The 18014-nt window shown below is 44.9% G+C and carries 13 protein-coding genes and 1 pseudogene; all 14 read left to right on the top strand.

Annotated elements, in window-relative coordinates; translation table 11 throughout:
* Positions 1–334 precede the first annotated feature (334 nt).
* The gene (locus tag J9317_RS13770; RefSeq protein WP_211559501.1) at positions 335–2482 is read left to right on the top strand and encodes a heparinase II/III domain-containing protein; all 2148 of its coding nucleotides are present in this window, start codon (positions 335–337) and stop codon (positions 2480–2482) included.
* Positions 2483–2569: 87 nt separating this feature from the next.
* Positions 2570–3184 (top strand): YesL family protein, encoded by a 615-nt coding sequence (locus J9317_RS13765; protein WP_211559499.1) that lies wholly within the window; start codon positions 2570–2572, stop codon positions 3182–3184.
* Positions 3185–3240: 56 nt separating this feature from the next.
* Positions 3241–4218 carry an ABC transporter permease gene (locus tag J9317_RS13760; protein ID WP_211559497.1) on the top strand — a complete coding sequence of 326 codons (978 nt, stop codon included), beginning with the start codon at positions 3241–3243 and terminating at the stop codon, positions 4216–4218.
* A gap of 22 nt (positions 4219–4240) precedes the next feature.
* On the top strand, positions 4241–5116 hold the full coding sequence (locus J9317_RS13755; protein ID WP_211559495.1) for a carbohydrate ABC transporter permease: 876 nt from the start codon (positions 4241–4243) through the stop codon (positions 5114–5116).
* 58 nt (positions 5117–5174) lie between these two features.
* The gene (locus J9317_RS13750) at positions 5175–6728 is read left to right on the top strand and encodes an extracellular solute-binding protein (protein ID WP_211559493.1); all 1554 of its coding nucleotides are present in this window, start codon (positions 5175–5177) and stop codon (positions 6726–6728) included.
* A 182-nt stretch (positions 6729–6910) separates the two neighbouring features.
* Complete coding sequence (locus tag J9317_RS13745; protein ID WP_211559491.1) at positions 6911–7849, top strand: Gfo/Idh/MocA family oxidoreductase; 939 nt, start codon at positions 6911–6913, stop codon at positions 7847–7849.
* Complete coding sequence (locus J9317_RS13740) at positions 7846–9546, top strand: polysaccharide deacetylase family protein (RefSeq protein WP_211559489.1); 1701 nt, start codon at positions 7846–7848, stop codon at positions 9544–9546. The genes J9317_RS13745 and J9317_RS13740 overlap by 4 nt, the downstream gene beginning before the upstream one ends.
* Positions 9547–9558: 12 nt before the next feature.
* Complete coding sequence (locus tag J9317_RS13735) at positions 9559–10800, top strand: DegT/DnrJ/EryC1/StrS family aminotransferase (RefSeq protein ID WP_211559487.1); 1242 nt, start codon at positions 9559–9561, stop codon at positions 10798–10800.
* Positions 10801–10821: 21 nt separating this feature from the next.
* Positions 10822–11676, top strand: coding sequence for a class II fructose-bisphosphate aldolase (locus tag J9317_RS13730; protein WP_211559485.1), 855 nt, complete (start codon positions 10822–10824; stop codon positions 11674–11676).
* Positions 11676–12616, top strand: a pseudogene (locus J9317_RS21055) (1-phosphofructokinase family hexose kinase). The gene J9317_RS13730 and the pseudogene J9317_RS21055 overlap by 1 nt, the downstream one beginning before the upstream one ends.
* Positions 12617–12662: 46 nt before the next feature.
* A complete protein-coding gene (locus J9317_RS13715; protein WP_211559481.1) occupies positions 12663–13697 on the top strand; it encodes an SIS domain-containing protein in 1035 nt (344 codons plus the stop codon).
* A 16-nt stretch (positions 13698–13713) separates the two neighbouring features.
* A complete protein-coding gene (locus J9317_RS13710) occupies positions 13714–14619 on the top strand; it encodes an ROK family protein (protein ID WP_211559479.1) in 906 nt (301 codons plus the stop codon).
* A 190-nt stretch (positions 14620–14809) separates the two neighbouring features.
* Positions 14810–15349 (top strand): histidine phosphatase family protein, encoded by a 540-nt coding sequence (locus J9317_RS13705; RefSeq protein ID WP_211559477.1) that lies wholly within the window; start codon positions 14810–14812, stop codon positions 15347–15349.
* A 309-nt stretch (positions 15350–15658) separates the two neighbouring features.
* Entirely contained in the window at positions 15659–18013 is a 2355-nt protein-coding gene (gene recJ / locus J9317_RS13700) for a single-stranded-DNA-specific exonuclease RecJ (protein WP_211559475.1), read from the top strand.
* Position 18014 lies beyond the last annotated feature (1 nt).

The raw sequence follows: 18014 nt of genomic DNA, 5'->3' as shown, positions 1-18014 counted from the left end.
GTAAAGCGCCCTCCCCTAACTTTTCAAATTATCTGAATAGGTTCTTTTATGTGAAAACAAGCCGAAGATCCGAGACTTCTATGCGAGCAGCGGGACAGATAAAATTATATAGACGCCGGGGGATAAAAAGGGATCAATCGTCCGACCATAGGGAAAGCAAGCATCATGGAGCTGAAATAAACCATTCCTATCTCAATAGTTTTCCAAAAATATGAAAAAGCCGTTGAAGTTGTCAGTAAATTGTGATAATTTATTTGTAGATACATAGATTGCCAGTCTTTTCATATTGTAGTGAATACAAGTGAAATACATGTATGCAAAAGGGGGGATAGTCTTGAGTACAGCGAGATTTGAGGTGTTGGATATAAGTACACTGGCGGTTGGAGAAAAGGCAGAGGTCAAATGGTTTTACTGCCCGGAAGGATTCACTCCTGAAATCAAAACAGAAGCACCGGAACTTCTCTCAGTCTCAGATGGTCACCTGATTGCGCAAAAAGAAGGAGAAACATTCTTTACCGTTATAGGGAGGGATGAATCTGTAAGGAAAAAAATAAAGATTGTACCTGCAGTTAAAAATAAAGATGTAAGCGCTTTAAAAGAAAGACTCCTGTCTCTATCTCCCGCTTCAATGAACTCAGGCTCTTTAGCGGATGCTTGTCATAAGTCCATTTCAAAGGCAGAAGAGTTTTTAGAGGAAAGGGAGCTTTTAATTACATACGGCAAAGCAGAGCACACGATGAGCATTTCCATCCCTCTGCTTCAGCCGGATCAGCTGGAGGATCCTCCAGGATATAAGGAATATCCTTATTGGACGATGTTTTCGAGAAGAATAGAGGAAAGGATTAAAGGTTTGAGCATCGCCTTTTGCTTAACGGAGCGGAAGGAATTTGCAGAGAAAATCAAAGAATACTTATTGGGGCTTGCCGGGTTTACCCGGTGGTATGAATTTCCGCACCGCGGTTCAGAAGGAAACTTGAGCAATGCCCATTTCCTAATGGGGGCGGCAATCGGATATGATACCATCCGCCATTTGCTGTCCGAGAGGGATGCGCAATTGATTCGAAATGCCATTCTGTCCCACGGAATTCGGCCGCTGGCCGCGGACTTTGAAAATTTTGACATGCATAACATCGTATGCTCAAAACAATGTGCGCTTTTAATCGGTTCCCTCGTTATTTGGGAAGAAGTCTCTCAAACAGAAACTTACATAAACTCCGCTAAAACCTATTTGCAGATTTATTTGAACGAAAAATCAGCTTCTGAGGAAACGGAAGGTCTTCTATATACAGCAGTTGCGGTGCATCACCTGCTGTCTGCAGCAGATGCATACCGGAAAAAAACAGGCGACAAAAGCTTAAGCAGTCATATGTATTTCAGCCGAATATTGCCAGATCAGTTTTTCTGGCTGATGGGTGCAGGGAGCATTCCGGAACACAGCAACTTCTCGGATTCCTTTCATAAGCTAGAACTTTCAGCTTTAATGTATTTCCTGGCAAGCCGCAATCAAAACCCGGCAGCAAAATGGTATATTCATAATTTTTGCAGAGAATCACTTGAGCAGCTGCACTATCCGGTTCATCCAATACAGCCCCTCCCGCCTGAAAAGTATTACACTCAGCCGTATGTCAAAGTCTTTGAATCTATTGGACTCGCTGCTATGAGAACGGGATGGGGAAAAGAGGATAGCGTTCTTTCCTTTACATCAAGCCGTTCCGCCAGGGATCACAATCACTTTGATCAAAATAGTGTAATCCTGAATGCAGGAGGGGAATGGCTGCTGACAGATCCGGGATACCAGGATTACGTTCCGGGACCGGGGAATGATTTCACAACCGGAACAATCGGACACAATTCCCTTTTAGTAAACGGGAAAGGCCAAAGCCTCAGGGGCGGGGGAGCGATTGTCAAACATGCTGCAAAGGATGGGTGGGGAAGGGTAACTGGTGAAGCGGCTAAAAGCTATGGAGGGCGAATTAATGGATTCCGGCGAACCTTGATCTTTTCAGAGAAGCATGGGATTTATCTTATCTGGGATCAGACTGAAAAAAAGAATAAACATGATCGATTAACCTATCTGTTTCACACAAAATCCGCAATAAGGTCAAACGGCAAGCAAATTTTTACAGGAGAATCATTGCCTGGGAAATCCTTGACAATTGAAGGGGATCATCATTCGGCTGAAATACTTTGGCCGAAAGAAAGGGTTATGGCCGTTCATAAAATATACGGGGGCGCAGAGAAATATGGTACTTATCTGGAGGCTGAAAGCAGTGAGGAAACCCTGTTGACCGTCATCATTCCGCGTATTTACGGCAAAAAATGTGATTGCAGCATCAGCTGGCTAATAGATAAAAACGAACTGAAGATCACAAAGGAAGGTCTTTCTGAAACATGCCATATATCGCTGCCCGTTAATGCAGAGGATGCTTTGAAAATCCGAATCACAGCAGATTCGGAGTCTGACAAAACAATCCTTTTATAAGGTAAGGCTCTTTTCTAAGAGCTAGTTGCATCGAAATCAATCCTATTTGGGAATAAAGCCTTTCATAAGGAAAGGGGGAGATGAGCTTTGGAAGGAATTAGCGGAAAGGTTATGGAGCTTTGTGATTGGGGTGCAAAATTGGCCTGGCTGAATGTGCTCTGGATAATGTATACACTCGCTGGATTGGCAGTACTGGGAATTTTCCCAGCTACAGCCGCCGCCCACCATACCGTCAGGTCTTTCATTAAAGGCGGAGATCAGAAGACAAGCAAGGTGTTTCGGGAGTATTACTGGAAGGAATGGAAAAATGCAAATAAGCTTGGATACCTCTTTTTTACGATAGGAGCCGTTCTATATATTGACTATAGTTTTTTCAGGACCTTTCCTTCGATTTATGCACTTTTAGCCTCTTATTTATGCTTTATCTTACTTGCTGTCTGGCTCTTTGGATTTATTTCTGTTTTTTCACTTTATGTAAATTTTGATATGAAAAACTTTGGATATATAAAAAACGCAATCTATCTTCTGTTAGGATACCCGGCTTCGTTTTTTCTGCTGGCAGCAGGACTTCTATTAATAGGAGTGATTTTGTTCTATATCCCAGGCCTTTTGCCGTTCTTCGCTATATCCGGGCCGGTTTGCTTCATTGAGTGGGCATGCAGCAGAAGATTTCATAAACTGCATCCGTCCAGAGCAGGGTAAGGCACTCTCTGCATAACGAAATACAAGTTCTATACAGGTATATAAGGAGGGATCACATGGAAAATCAGCCTGTTCAAACCCCGGCCGTGCCTAAATTAAATGAAAAGCTGCCGGTTCGAAAAATATCACTGGCTGCTAAGGCGAAACGATCATTTATGAGACAGCGTTATTTATACCTGCTGCTTCTTCCGGGGCTGCTCTACTTCCTGATTTATAAATACATTCCAATGCTTGGTCTGGTGCTTGCTTTCAAGGATTATAATCCGTTTCAGGGGATTGTTGAAAGCCCTTGGGTTGGCTTCGCTCATTTTGAAAAAATTTTTTCAAATAGTGATGTTCTGCAGGTAATCTGGAATACACTGAGTCTCTCATTCCTCCAGATTGTTTTCGCCTTTCCGGTTCCGATTATTTTAGCCATTATGCTTAATGAGGTGAGAAGCCAAACGTTTAAACGGATTGTTCAATCGGTCATTTACCTTCCTCACTTTTTATCCTGGGTAGTTGTTGTCGGCATTACAGTGATTTTCTTGAGAAGTGAAGGTCTCATCAACAGCATGCTGATGGCGGCAGGTCTTGATTCTGTCCCTTTCCTTACAAATCCAGCCTTTTTCCAGCCGCTTATTGTCCTTCAGGTTATTTGGAAAGAGGCCGGATGGGGTACGATTATTTTCCTTGCAGCCTTGTCTGGAATCAATCCGCAGCTATATGAAGCAGCCATTATGGATGGAGCCGGACGTTTGAAGCAAATTTGGTACATTACTCTGCCTGCTCTAAAAAGCACCATTCTTATCCTGCTGATTTTAAGACTGGGTAATGTTCTGGACAGCGGTTTTGAACAGATCTTCCTCATGCTGAATCCGTTCAACATGGATGTTGGAAATGTTTTGGATACGTTTGTTTACTTCAAAGGCATTCAGCAGGCTGATTACGGTTTTGCCACAGCTGTCGGGCTTTTTAAAGGAGTCGTAGGATTGATCCTTGTGGTCACTGCCAACAAACTTGCCAAAAGATTTGGACAGGAAGGCCTCTATTAAACAATGAATGGATGTGAAAGATATGCACCATCGTTCCGTGCCTGACCGGATCCTGGAAGGGTTCAATATGCTCGCATTGCTCCTGATAGGCTTTGTCATGATTTTTCCTTTTCTTTATATTTTCACGGTCTCCTTTTCTTCCTTATCCGATTTTTTAAACAATGACTTTCTGCTTTGGCCTAAGCAGTGGGTAACGGATGCTTATGAATACATCCTCAGCTCCAATAACTTTTTAAGGTCGCTCGGAGTTACGGTTTTTATTACGGTGGCAGGGACAATTGTGAATTTGTTTTTTACCGCCACAATGGCCTATGCTCTTGCCCGCCCGATTGCCGGTCAAAGATTTTTCATCCTGTTCGTGCTCTTTACCATTCTATTCAGTGCCGGAATGATTCCAACTTACCTTGTGGTCAAAGCTACCGGCTTGCTGAATTCGATTTGGTCTCTGATCATTCCAGTTGCGATCAGTCCATTTTATTTGATTGTCATGAGGCAGTTTTTCCTGAACATACCTGAAGAGCTTCACGATGCGGCTTTAATAGACGGGGCGAATGAAGGACAGGTGTTCTGGAAAATTGTCCTTCCGCTATCCAAGCCTGCTCTTGCGGCGTTTGGATTGTTTTATGCAGTGATGCATTGGAACAACTACTTTACTGGAATTCTTTACTTGAATGATCCGTCTCTATGGCCGATTCAAGTGGTTTTGCGGCAGATTGTCGTCATCAATGAGCCCAATTCAGCACTCGGCAGTACAGCTGCCATGCTCGAAAGTCCGCCGCCGCCTGAAACTATACAAATGGCGGCGATCCTGCTCGCCACGCTTCCGATCCTGCTCGTGTATCCATTTCTTCAAAAACACTTTGCTAAAGGGGTGATGCTTGGATCTGTTAAAGGGTGATGAAACGCTGCATTCAGGTTAAATTCATGGGTCAATTACTGTAAACGGAGGGATTGGGATGAAGAGAGCGAAAGGGTTAAGTCTTTTATTAGCAGGTATTCTTCTGGCAGGAGGCTGTACGTCTAATGATACCGCTTCTAAACCGGCAGAAAAGGAAAAGGATCCGAATAAAAAATATACAGTAACCGCCATTGATTTTCGTTTTGGGGATCCCCCTCCAAAGGATGGCGCAGGATTGAAAATGATTAATGAAAAATTCAATGTGGATTATCAGGTTCAATTCGTTCCGCAGGCTGATTATCAGGAGAAGCTTTCTGCAGTGGTAGCTTCAGGGGATGTACCGGACATGGTTGGATTTGAACCTGTGGACACGCGGTATGCAAAATGGGCGGGGCAAGGCGCATTTTTGCCTCTTGATGATTATATCGGCAAATATGAAACGTTAAAAAATGTTCCAGATCACATTTGGGAGTCCATGAAGGTAAATGGAAAAATTTATGGTATCCCTACTTATTACCCTGAAGCTGACCTGACTCCGATTATCCGTAAAGACTGGTTAGACAAACTGGGTCTTGAAATGCCAAAGAACTATGAAGAACTGAAAGAAGTAGCGTTAGCTTTCACCAAAAAGGATCCAGATGGAAATGGAAAAAATGACACGTACGGATTTGCGATGGGAGAAAAAATCAACCCGGATTTTGACATGGGCGCTTATTGGAATGCAGAGTCGTGGCTGCATAAAGATGAAAACGGCAATTATATCCCGGGAATGATCTCCGATGCACGCAAAGAAACGATTCAATTTTTTGCCGACCTTTACAAAGAAAAAGCGATCACGCAGGATTATGCGGTACTAACGTGGCCAGATACGAATAAGGAGTTCTTCTCAGGCAAAGCGGGAATTTTCGTTGGAGCGCCGAGAGGAATGTCGGAGGCTTATTATGCCGGATTACTGGAGCTTCAGCCGAATGCCGAATTCGCTCCGCTTTACCCATTCGCTGATCCGGACGGCAATACCGGTTATACAGCAACCTCAGGCTATGGCGGAATTACCGCGATTTCGGCCGATCTTGCAAAAGATCCGGGCAAGATTGAAAAAATTCTTGAAATGATGGAGTTCGGGCGCACCTTCTATCCGCGTGAAGACCGGACACCGGATAATAAAGAGTTTGACTGGTGGTGGGGAAATGAAGGCAAAGGGTACACCATGCAGGATGGAACAGCGGTACTTGACCCGAATTTTGCTACAGAGGGAAAAACGCCTTCTACCTACTATGTAGACAATGCAATGTGGCCGCCGAATGAAGATGTGAATGAGTTCTACAAGGATTATAAAAATGAAAAAGTTTCAAGCCTTGCGAAAGAGCTTGAAGAAATGCACAAGTCTACAAAGCATTACATGAATCCTGTCAATGGCCTTGTATCTGAAACGGCACAGCAGAAAAAAGAAGAATTTGATCAGTTTCTTTTCGATGAACAGGCAAAAATGATTGCGGGGCAGCGTCCGGTTTCTGACTGGGATAAGATGGTCGAGGAATATTTGAATATGGGCGGCCAGAAAATGATTGAGGAGTACAATTCCCAGATTAAAGATGAGGAACATTGGAAGTAAGAGAGGAGGGGGGGCTGGGTTTTATGAATCCCATGCCCCTTTTTATTCTTATACATGTATTTAACATGTAAACATGATGAGAGCTAAAAGAAGTCATTCCATAAGGGCTAATTCCACGGGAACGATTGATTTGAAACATGAAGCAATATGGAAATTTGATTTCAGCTTGAAAGGATGAGCGGATGCTGGATGTAGCGTTGATCGGACTTGATACGTCCCATGCAGAAATTTTCACCGATCTTGTTATGAATCCGGAAAATCCTCACTTTATTAAAGGTGTTTCAATTAAGGCGGCCTATCCGGGAGGTTCGGAGGATTTTCCATTAAGCAGAAATAGAGTAGAGCATTATACATCAATAGTAAGAGATAAATATCACATTGAAATCTCAGAAACACCCGAAGAAGCGGCAGGAAAATGCGACGCGGTTTGGATTACTTCTGTTGACGGACGAAGGCATGAGGAACTGCTCCGTCAAGTTTGTCCGTTTGGTCTTCCTGTTTTTATTGATAAGCCCTTTTCAGTTGCCGCAGATTCTGCCAAAAGAATGGTCGATTTTGCGAAGGAATGGAACGTGCCGCTGATGAGCAGCTCTTCACTAAGGTTTGGCGAAAACCTTAAGTCCTTTTTGTCTGCGTGCAATGAGCGTATTCATCATGCGGAATGCATCGGTCCACTGCTTTTTGAGAAAACACAGCCGGGTTATTTCTGGTATGGAATCCACTTAGCTGAAATGCTCTTTTCCATTATGGGAAAGGGATGTGAGAGCGTTCAGGCTTCCGTAAGGGATGAGATGGAAATGGTGATGTGCGAGTGGGGCGGGGCAAGAACAGGAACGATAATCGGCACTAAAACAGAACAGGCTGATTTTGAAGCGTTCGTTTCTATGAAGTCCGGGGAACAGCATTTTAATTTGAGCCGGACTCATAAACCTTATTATGCTTCTCTTCTGGATCAAGTGGTGCATTTTTCAAAAACAGGGAGACCTGTTCCTGAGAATGAAGAGACACTGGAAATTATACACTTTATTGAAGCGGTAAATCAGAGCCGGAACCGCGGCGGCGAAAGAATCGTTATCCGAAAAAAGAACGAGAGAAATAGCATGGGCAGGTGTGACACATGAGGATGGCAAAAATCGGATTGCTGCTGGATGAGCAGGCTGCAGTAGATAAATGGGCAAAACAGGAAAATGTTTTCGCTTTCTATATAAGAGAAGTGCTGGACCATTTAGGAATTCCCTATCAGAATCTATCGAAGGAAACCGCTTCATTAGAGGAGATAGATTTGCTCATTACGGGGTTGCTGAATGAATCCCAGCAGGCACTCACGCAGCTTCTCTCATTTGTGGAGGAAGGGGGGACTGTGATTCATTTATCAGATTCTCCGAAGCTTGCAAACTGGACTGGATACAAATCGGTATGCGGGGGTGCCGGATATGGCTACACGCCAAAGGAGCTTGGGCATCGAAAGCCTGTCCGGTTTCTGAAAACAAATCATTGGTATAACGGGGAGCCTGCCGGGTGGAACGCGAAATCAGGCTTTTTAGTGAGCGGCTCTCCTGCAGGACAAATACTGTCAGAGCTTTGGACGGTTATTCAGGCAGGAAATGGAAAGATTGTCCACTGCCAGGCTGACATCCCATACTCAATTGTCGGAATACAGCAGGGAGTCGAACCAATCCTGCATGATGGGGAGCCGGCTCCGGACGGTACGGCTGGAATTGATGACGGACTGCTGAAGGCTGACGATGGCTTTACACTGGATTGGAGCATTGACAGGGCAGCGACAGAGACAGGGATGAAATATTTCTCTGAAGCACATGCGGATAAGTGGCGGGAAGTACTCGTTCACAAGCTTGCAGAACTGGCTTTGGAAAAAGGGCTGACAGTCCCTTTTGTCGGGAGATGGCCTGAAGGGATTGAACATATTGCCACCATCTCGCATGATAGTGATTTTAATTTGGAAGAATCGGCTGATATCACACTTTCGCTGTTAAAAGAATGCGGAGTTTATTCCACTTGGTGCATGATCGAGCCCGGATATGAGCGGCCTTTATATGAAAGGATCAAGCAGGAGGGCCATGAGCTTGCCTTTCATTACAATGCGCTGGAGGCTGAGGGTGGCCTGTGGAGCGAGTCAGAGTTTAAACGTCAGCTGCAGGATTTGAAGAGCAAGGCAGATTTGAAAACGGTCTATACAAATAAAAATCACTATACCCGTTTTGAAGGCTGGGGAGAACTGTTTGAGTGGTGTGAAAAAGAGGGCATTCAAGTCGATCAGTCCAGAGGACCAAGCAAAAAGGGAAACATCGGGTTTTTATTTGGAACGTGTCTGCCTTATTACCCGATTGCCTGGCATACCGAAAATAACCGGCAGTATGACATACTTGAGCTCGGCTTTTTAACACAGGACCTCGATCATCATGCCCTTGCAGATACATCCGTGATTGATCCTTTTCTGGAAGAAGTCAAACGGATTGGCGGTGTTGCTCATTTTCTTTTTCATCAGCTTCATTTTCTTGAACAGCCAAAGGTTTCGGAGGCTTTCAGGAAATTAGTGAAAGCAGCCCGTGCCAATAAATTTGAATTTTGGACATCCAAACAGATAAGCATCTGGGAACGGGCGAGAAGAAAGGTGAAAATTGAAGGGGTTTCAGCATCTGGTGAACCGAACGTATCAGGAGCGGTGTCCGGAGCAAATACAGTCATTTGGGTACCGGTGCCAAAGAAGGCAGATTTGGCGGCAGAAGCAGCAGAGGTCCGTTATGGTCACCTTTGCCTAAAGAAAATCCTCTCGCATAAACAAGCACAAACGTCCTGAAAGGAGAACGCGATGGCCATTCAAACTAATTCCCTTGCAATTCATGGAGGGGGAAAATCAAAAACGGCGCCCTTTGGCACAGGGAAGCGCTTTGGCCTTGAAGAGGCAAAGGAACTGCTGGAAGCGCTTGAACAGGATACCCTTTTCTACCACTTCGGTACGAAGGTGAAAACCTTCTTGCATCATTTTAATGCTCTTTACGGAATACAGCATAGTGTAGCAGCTTCCTCGGGTACAGCCTCCATCCATATCGCTCTGGGTGCTGCTGGAATTTCCGCAGGGGATGAAGTCATTACAAGCCCTATAACAGATCAGGGGACGGTAATTGGAATTCTTTATCAAAATGCGATCCCCGTTTTCGCAGATTTAGAGCCTTATAGCTTTAATCTGGACCCGGCTTCCATTGAGCGGGTGATTACCCCTAAAACGAAAGCTATAATAGCCGTCCATCTCGCCGGAACTCCATGCCGGATGGATCAAATTATGGAGATTGCAAATAAACATGGTCTGATTGTGATTGAAGACTGTGCACAAAGCTATCTCGCAAAGCAAAACGGCAGGCTGACAGGCACAATAGGCCATTTTGGATGCTTTAGTACGAACGATTTCAAGCATATATCAACTGGAGACGGCGGGATGGTGACGGTTAATCACCAGAATGAAGAAGCATACAGGCGTGCGCACGCATTTGCCGATAAAAACTACTCCCGCTTTGATTCATCCGTTACCCGAAAAATCAGTTCGCTTGCTCCCAACTACCGAATGACAGAGCTGCAGGGTGCAGTGGGGATTGCACAGCTTAAAAAACTTCCCGGCCTGTGTGCAAGAAGGACGGAGCTCGGGGAGATGCTTACTAGAATGCTAGAGGGAATCAAAGGGATCTTTCCTCCCGAAATTCCGGCAAACAGCGTGTCGACCTATTGGTTTTACATGTTCAGGCTTGACCTGAATTTGCTAACCTGCTCGAGGGAAGAATTCTCTGAGGCTTTAAGGGAAGAGGGAATCCCCAATCAGGCAGGTTATATAGCAGAAGTCCTTTACAAGCAGCCTCTTTTTGCAAACCGGTCTGCCTATCCAGGAACCGAGTACCCGTTCAGCTTAACGGAGCAAACCTATGAAGACGGAAGCTGTCCAGAGGCAGAAAAAATCCTGAAAACGGCTATTAAGCTGCCGATTAGCGAATTTTTCACAGACCAGGATATCCAGGAAACAGGAAGAGCCATTAGAAAAGTAGCAGCTTACTTTAAAAAATAATGGGCAAGGGGAGGATTGAACGTGTCTTATGTGACGGCAAAAGAAATCGTAAAGGATGCTTTTGAAAATGGGTATGCGATTGGGGCATTTGCTGTTCATAACCTTGAGATCATGAAGGCTGTTATTAATGGGGCAGAGCGTCTGAATTCACCTGTGATCCTTCAGACAACACCTGATACGGTCCGTTATATGGGGCTTGATTACACAGTTGCGGCAGTTAAAGATTTAGCTGAAAAGGCGAAAATTCCTGTCGCGCTTCATCTGGACCACGGGGATACCTTCCAGATCGCGATGCAGTGCTTGCGGGCAGGCTATACGTCCATCATGATTGACGGATCGTCCCTTGAATTTGAAGAAAACATCCGGCTTGTAAGAAAAGTAGCAGAGGCTTCCCAGGCAATGGGGATACCGGTTGAAGCCGAGCTTGGCTCCATCGCAAGGAATGAAGGGAACGGCGAAAAAACAGACCGGCTAAGCTATACAGACCCTGATTTGGCAGGGGAGTTTGCAAAGAGGACGGGAATTGATTTCCTTGCTCCATCATTTGGCACAGTTCATGGTGTATACGCGGACGAACCGGATTTGGATTTCGAGCTGCTTGAGGCCATTAAGGATGCTTCTGGAATTCCATTAGTCATGCATGGTGCATCAGGTGTAAGTGATGATGATGTAAGGAAAGCAATCCAGTGCGGAATTGCAAAAATTAATTACTCAACCGAATTAAAGCTCGCATTTGCAGCTGAGCTGAGAAATTATTTACACAGTCATCCAACTGCATCCGATCCGAGGAAGTACTTCATGACAGCAAGAGAAAGTGTCGAAATGCTGGTAAAAGAAAAAATCGCGGTTCTATTTGAAAAACAGCGGGTCTCGTAATGATTACAACCATTACGCTGAATGCAGCTGCCGATCTGACCTATCTCATCCCTAGGTTCAGGAAGAATGAGATCAACCGGATCCAGCAGGTTTTTAAAGAGCCTGGCGGAAAAGGGATCAATGCAGCCAAAGTACTCCATACTCTCCAAATTCCCGTTACAGCTGCAGGCTTTGCAGGAGGAGCAAATGGCCGGTTTATCACGGAATCTTTGTCCAGTCGCTCCATTAACAGCCGGTTTACGGAAATTGAAGATGAAAGCCGGGCATGCCACTCTATTGCAGATCCAGGATGTGCCGGCATCCAAACGGAACTGCTTGAAAAAGGTCCCGATATTAAACCAGCCGAGTGGAAGCAATTTTTGGAGAGAGATTTAGCAGAGCTTGCAGCTGAGAGTCAATACGTTCTTTTTTCCGGCAGTCTCCCAGGGGCCTGAATGAGGACTCCTATCTTGAAGCTTCAGAAAGAGCGGCTGAAAAGGGAGCCAGGGTTATTTTTGATACGGGCGGGAAGGCGCTGGAAAAAGCACTTCAAGCAAAGCCTTTTCTTATAAAACCAAACCTTCAAGAGCTGACCGGTTTATTTGGGAGGAACTATGACTTGAATGATGTGAACGAGATTGCAAAAGATCTTAAAAAAGCAGCAGATGCCGGTGCACATGCAATTGCTCTTACACTTGGCAGCAGAGGCTCAATTTTTTATAGCGGCGGACTTACTCTTTTCGCAGCGGCACCTAAAGTTCATGCCGTTAACCCAACCGGATGCGGAGATGCCTTTCTGGCTGGATTTACAGCTGCACTGTTCAAAGGTCTTGGATGGAAAGAAGCGATGATCAGCGGGACAGCCGCAGGTGCTGCAAATGCAATGGAATGGACAGCCGGCACCATCCGTATTGAGAACTATGAACACATAAAACACACGGTGCAGGTTTTTTGCGTGTAACTGGCAGACAATGTAAGGTTCCTATTACAAAGGCGGAGGGATTAGCATGGAAAGCTTTACGCTGAACGAGATCAATGATCAGGGAACTATAATTGAAAAAACGTTTTTTGCAGTGGATAATCTATCATTTGAAGCACTGAACCCAGGAACGATTCTTCTTTTTACCGGCTGCGGAACCTCTTATTATCTAGCGCACAGTGCAGCAAAATATTATCAGAAAATAACGGGCAGACCTGCAGCAGCTGTTCCGGCGTCCGAGCTGATTTTGTGTCCTGATGAAGTATTGGCGAAGGATGCCGTTTATAGAATTGCGGTCATTTCAAGATCCGGTACGACATCTGAGGCTGTAGAAGCTGTGAACAAGGTTCGGGACAGGAAAAATGTATCAGTCATGGCAGTAACGTGCAATGAAGATTCCCCTCTATGTATAAGCTGTGATGAAGCCATTGTTCTGTCTCATGTGAATGAAAAGAGTGTGGTGATGACGCAAAGCTTTTCTGCCATGCTGTATGCTCTGCAGCTCTATGCCGCGCATAACGCCAATGACCCGGCTGCATGGAACGAATTGAAAGCTCTTCCTGGAAAAATGAAAGAAGCTTTAAATCTGTCAGAAAAGGTGAAAAATTTTTCTGAGAGTATAGAATGGGAAAACGTGATTTATTTAGGCAGCGGTATATACAACGGCATAGCAAAGGAAGCCACGCTAAAACTGAAGGAAATGACCCAGACTGTATGCGAAAGCTATTGCTCTTTAGAATTCCGGCACGGCCCGATTTCCATAGCCGGCAACAAAACAGCGGTCATTCTCATTGGCTCCTCTTCAACATTGAAATATGATCTGCCGCTCCTGGAGGATTGCAGGAAACTTGGAGCAGAAGTGTATTATCTTGGACCGGTCCTTTCTTCAGAGGACAGGGAGAAGGTAACGGAATCATTTGTCTTACCTAATGGAGCAGCGGATCACCATTTAGTCCTTGCAATGCCTTATGTACAGAAAATAGCTTATTACCGGGCATGCTTACTAGGCCTTAATCCGGATCTCCCCAAAAATTTAACACAGGTGGTTCATATTCCGATTTGATCAGGGGGGAAACGGTATGGAGTGCGCGATTGGACTGGATATTGGCGGATCCAAAGTGGCGGCAGGACTCGTATTTGAGTCAGGGAAATGCGGTTCAGTAACGACTCGCCCTTCTGCACCGTCCAGCGAAGCAGAAATGTATGAGCGGGTAAAGGATTGTGTTGGGGAAGTCATCGCCAAATCTGATATTCAATGGGAGCGTATTGCAGGAATTGGAGCTGGCTCTCCTGGATTAATTGATAGGGAAAAAGGGCTTGCTCTGTTTTCCAATAACCTTCCCTGGAGGAGCTTTCCTCTGGCAAAAAAACTTCAGGAAGACTTCGGGATGCCGGTCCTCCTCGATAACGATGTATGCATGGCAGCTTACGCGGAGTGGGTTCATATCGGCAGGAATCGAAACGAAACTTTTGTGTTTATGACGGTAAGCACAGGCATTGCGTGCAGCATTATTCATAACGGAGCTTTTTTTAGAGGGGCAGGAATGGCCGGAGAAATTGGAATGAATGTGGAGGAAGAGGACGGAGACGGCACTTTTATTTATAGGACCCTGGAAGAGGTAGCTTCTGGATCAGCTATTTCCGAAAAGGTGAAAGCATACAGCGGGAAAATAGAGGAGCAGAAAATGGAGCTGTTTGATTACCTTCTTGCAGGAGAGCAGGCAAAGGAAACGGAGAAGATAATTGCCCGTTTGGCCAAATCAGTTTATTCCATTATTTGTACGATTGATCCGCACCGGATTGTGCTTGGGGGCGGCGTTATTAACCGGAATCGCAGGCTTGCTGCTGAAATTTTCCATACTCTGGATGGTTATCGATCGCTTCGGAATGAACCGATTTCAAAGCGGATATCAGCAAGTGCTTTAAAAGATACCGCCGGCTTAACAGGAGCGGGTCTTATGCTGCTGCATTCTCTTGAAAAATAATCCTTTCCGCAGGGAAGGATTATTTTTTATTTTGGGTTTTCGCAAACGTTGCTGCTTGATTTTCCTCCAGGATGCATGTGAGCTACCCAGCAGCCCAAGTTTACATTAAAAACAAAAATCTCTTAAAAAGCGTCTCTGATCTTCCTTAATATGGTAAAATTCCAGAAAAGAGTTTGGGAGATTGCCTGTTATGAAAATAACTATTATCAGACATTATAGAGTAGATTGTCCCCCTAAAAAAATGATGACATCGAAAGAGTTTTCTGAATGGTGCTTCAGCTACGATCATTCACCTCTTTGCGAACCGAATAACATGAAGCGTTCAGAAACCTGGGACAGCTGCCACTCAAGCAATATGACAAGAGCCTCCGAAACCGCCGCTTCCCTCTACGGTCAGCCTCACATAACCCCAAGCTTGAGGGAAATTCCGCTTTCCCCTTTTGTTCAGACATCTTTCAGGCTTCCATATCTCCTATGGATTGTCTTCGGAAGGCTCGCCTGGTTTTTCTCTCATTCTTCTCAAAGTGAAACCAGGAAGCAGACAGCTGATCGGGCAGATCAATACATCTCTGAGCTGGAATCCCAAAACAGCCGGCATGTACTTGTTGTGTCCCACGGATTCTTCATCTCAGTATTAACAAGCAGACTGCTTAAACACGGTTATACAGGAAAAAGAGCCATCCGCCTGAGAAATGGGGAGGAGATTGTTTTTGTGAAGGAGCTTATTTAAAACAGGTCTGGAAAAATACGCCGGCTGATGAACTAGTCAATATCTTAAAACGAAGACGGAAATAAACCCTGCAATGAATACGCATTCCATCAAGAACCACCAATTTCTGTAACATCCTTTTTTGCTGTCTGACCCTTATTTTTCATTGGTAACACTCACTGATATTTCTATTATTCTATAAAAAACTATTTTATAAAAATAATGAATTTCCTTCCAGTTTCCATAAGCCTTAGAAACGTTTGACCCTCATAACCTGTTTGAAACGGTCTTCCGCCTAAAGTATAATAGAGTGATTGAGGGGTGAAATAAATGTTAAAACCTAAAGCCCGATGGTCCGTCAAAGATGCGGATGCCGTTAAGGCAGAAAAGCTGGCAAACAGCTTGAATATCTCGAATTTGGTTGCTTCTCTGCTTGTGAACAGAGGAATTGAAGAACCCGAAGCTGCAAAAGCATTTTTATATATGGAACATCAGGAATTTCATGATCCTTTTTTAATGAATGGAATGGAACAAGCTGCTGCAAGAATAAAAAGTGCAGTTGAAAACAAAGAAAAGATCTGTGTGTACGGTGATTATGACGCAGATGGTGTAACCTCAACCGTTGTAATGCTGGAAACGCTTCAGCAAATAGGAGCTGATGCAGACTTCTACATACCGAACCGGTTTACAGAGGGGTATGGTCCGAATAAAGAGGCATTTCTTAAACAGAAAGAAGCAGGTGTTTCGCTGATTATCACAGTCGATACCGGAATTTCGGCTGTAGATGAGGCAGAGTATGCAAAAGAAATTGGAGTAGATTTAATTATCACCGATCATCATGAAGCAGGTCCGGTTTTGCCTGATGCGCTCGCCCTTGTGCATCCAAAGCTGCCTGGGAGCGGATATCCTTTCAAGGAGCTTGCGGGAGTCGGGGTTGCATTGAAGGTCTCCAATGCCCTCCTTGGGACCGTCCAGGATTCATTTCTTGAACTGGCGGCCATTGGGACGATCGCTGATTTAGTATCCCTGCATGGAGAAAATCGGCTGATTGCTTTTAAAGGCATTGAATTATTGAAAAAGACGAATCGTCCCGGGATTAAAGCTTTGCTTCAGAAGGCATCCTCGAAGGACAGCCAGCTTTCCGAAGAAACGGTCGGCTTTGCGATTGCTCCGAGAATTAACGCTGTCGGAAGACTTCAATCAGCTGACCCTGCGGTAGAATTGCTGCGCACAGCTGATTCTCAAAAAGCTGCGGAACTTGCCGCGGAAATTGACAGTCTCAACCGCGAAAGGCAAAAAATTGTGCAGGATATCGCTCAAGAGGCAATAGAGATGGCTGAAACGCTCTATCCTCCTGCGGAATATCCCGTTCTTGTCCTTGCGAATAAAGGATGGAATCCCGGTGTAGTAGGGATTGTTGCTTCGAAGCTTGTGGAGAAATTTTACCGGCCGGCTATCATTCTATGTTTGGATGAAGAAGGAGTAAAAGCAAAGGGGTCAGCAAGAAGCATTGCCGGGTTTGACCTTTTTAAAAATCTTTCGGAATGCCGTGAATTGCTTCCTCATTTCGGGGGGCACCCGATGGCGGCAGGAATGACTCTTGCTGCAGAGGATATAGACGAGCTCCGGGAAAGACTGAACATGCTGGCGAAAGATCAGCTTAAAGAGGAAGATTTCATTCCTTTAACGAAGGTTGATTTGTCCTGCAGATTAGAAGAGGTGAGCCTTTCAACGATTGAGGAAATGAATTTGCTCGCTCCATTCGGAATGAACAATCCCAAGCCCGTTGTGATGATCGAGGATTTAACGGTAACCGGGATGAGGAAAATCGGCTCGAATCAGAATCATCTGAAGCTTACCCTTGAACAGGATGCCTCCCAGGTGGACTGCGTAGGATTCGGTTTTGGGTATTTGCATGACGAGATTTCGCCCGTGTCCAAAGTGTCTGTCGTTGGCCAGCTTTCCGTGAATGAATGGAACAATTTCCGCAAGCCTCAATTTATGCTGCAGGATGCCGCAGTCGAAGGATGGCAGTTATTCGATCATCGCGGTGCCCGCCAGCTGAAAACGATTTTGGAACGGATACCAAATTCTAAAGCTCAGCTGATTGCCTTTAAAGAAGCAACGCGGCAGCAGCTTATCAAGGATGGGGCTGCATCTGATTGCCTTCATGTTCAAAGTACTGAAGAGGCGGAAAAAACAAATCTTAATGGCCGGTATGCTGTGTTTATGGATGTGCCTGACGACCTTGATTTACTCACAGCTTTATTTGTCCAAGGCGTGCCGGAAAGAATTTATGCTTTTTTCCTCCAGACAGAGGATCACTTTTTCTCCACGCTTCCGACACGGGAGCATTTTAAATGGTTTTATGGATTCCTTGCAAAAAGAGACAGTTTTGACTTGAAAAGGCACAGTGCGGAGCTTGCGAAGCATAAAGGCTGGACAGCAGATACGATAGATTTTATGTCTAAGGTGTTTTTTGAGCTGGATTTTGTTACAATAACTAATGGTCTGATTTCGATTAATCGACAAGGTGGAAAACGCGATTTAAGTGAATCGATTGCCTATAAAAAGAAAAAAGATCAAATGGAGCTGGAAAACAGGCTGCTGTATTCCTCTTACCGTGAATTACTCGAGTTGTTTGGTGAACGGATAAGCAGATTTTCTAAGCCTGTTCAAGTTTGAG

Source organism: Metabacillus flavus (assembly GCF_018283675.1).
GTDB lineage: Bacteria > Bacillota > Bacilli > Bacillales > Bacillaceae > Metabacillus_B > Metabacillus_B flavus.
This window is presented reverse-complemented; position numbering and strand designations above follow the sequence as displayed.

Coding starts and splice junctions, on each gene's coding strand:
- J9317_RS13760 (WP_211559497.1), top strand. CDS start 3,241: ATGGAAAATCAGCCTGTTCAAACCCCGGCCGTGCCTAAATTAAATGAA.
- J9317_RS13755 (WP_211559495.1), top strand. CDS start 4,241: ATGCACCATCGTTCCGTGCCTGACCGGATCCTGGAAGGGTTCAATATG.
- J9317_RS13750 (WP_211559493.1), top strand. CDS start 5,175: ATGAAGAGAGCGAAAGGGTTAAGTCTTTTATTAGCAGGTATTCTTCTG.
- J9317_RS13745 (WP_211559491.1), top strand. CDS start 6,911: ATGCTGGATGTAGCGTTGATCGGACTTGATACGTCCCATGCAGAAATT.
- J9317_RS13740 (WP_211559489.1), top strand. CDS start 7,846: ATGAGGATGGCAAAAATCGGATTGCTGCTGGATGAGCAGGCTGCAGTA.
- J9317_RS13735 (WP_211559487.1), top strand. CDS start 9,559: ATGGCCATTCAAACTAATTCCCTTGCAATTCATGGAGGGGGAAAATCA.
- J9317_RS13715 (WP_211559481.1), top strand. CDS start 12,663: ATGGAAAGCTTTACGCTGAACGAGATCAATGATCAGGGAACTATAATT.
- J9317_RS13710 (WP_211559479.1), top strand. CDS start 13,714: ATGGAGTGCGCGATTGGACTGGATATTGGCGGATCCAAAGTGGCGGCA.
- J9317_RS13705 (WP_211559477.1), top strand. CDS start 14,810: ATGAAAATAACTATTATCAGACATTATAGAGTAGATTGTCCCCCTAAA.
- recJ (WP_211559475.1), top strand. CDS start 15,659: ATGTTAAAACCTAAAGCCCGATGGTCCGTCAAAGATGCGGATGCCGTT.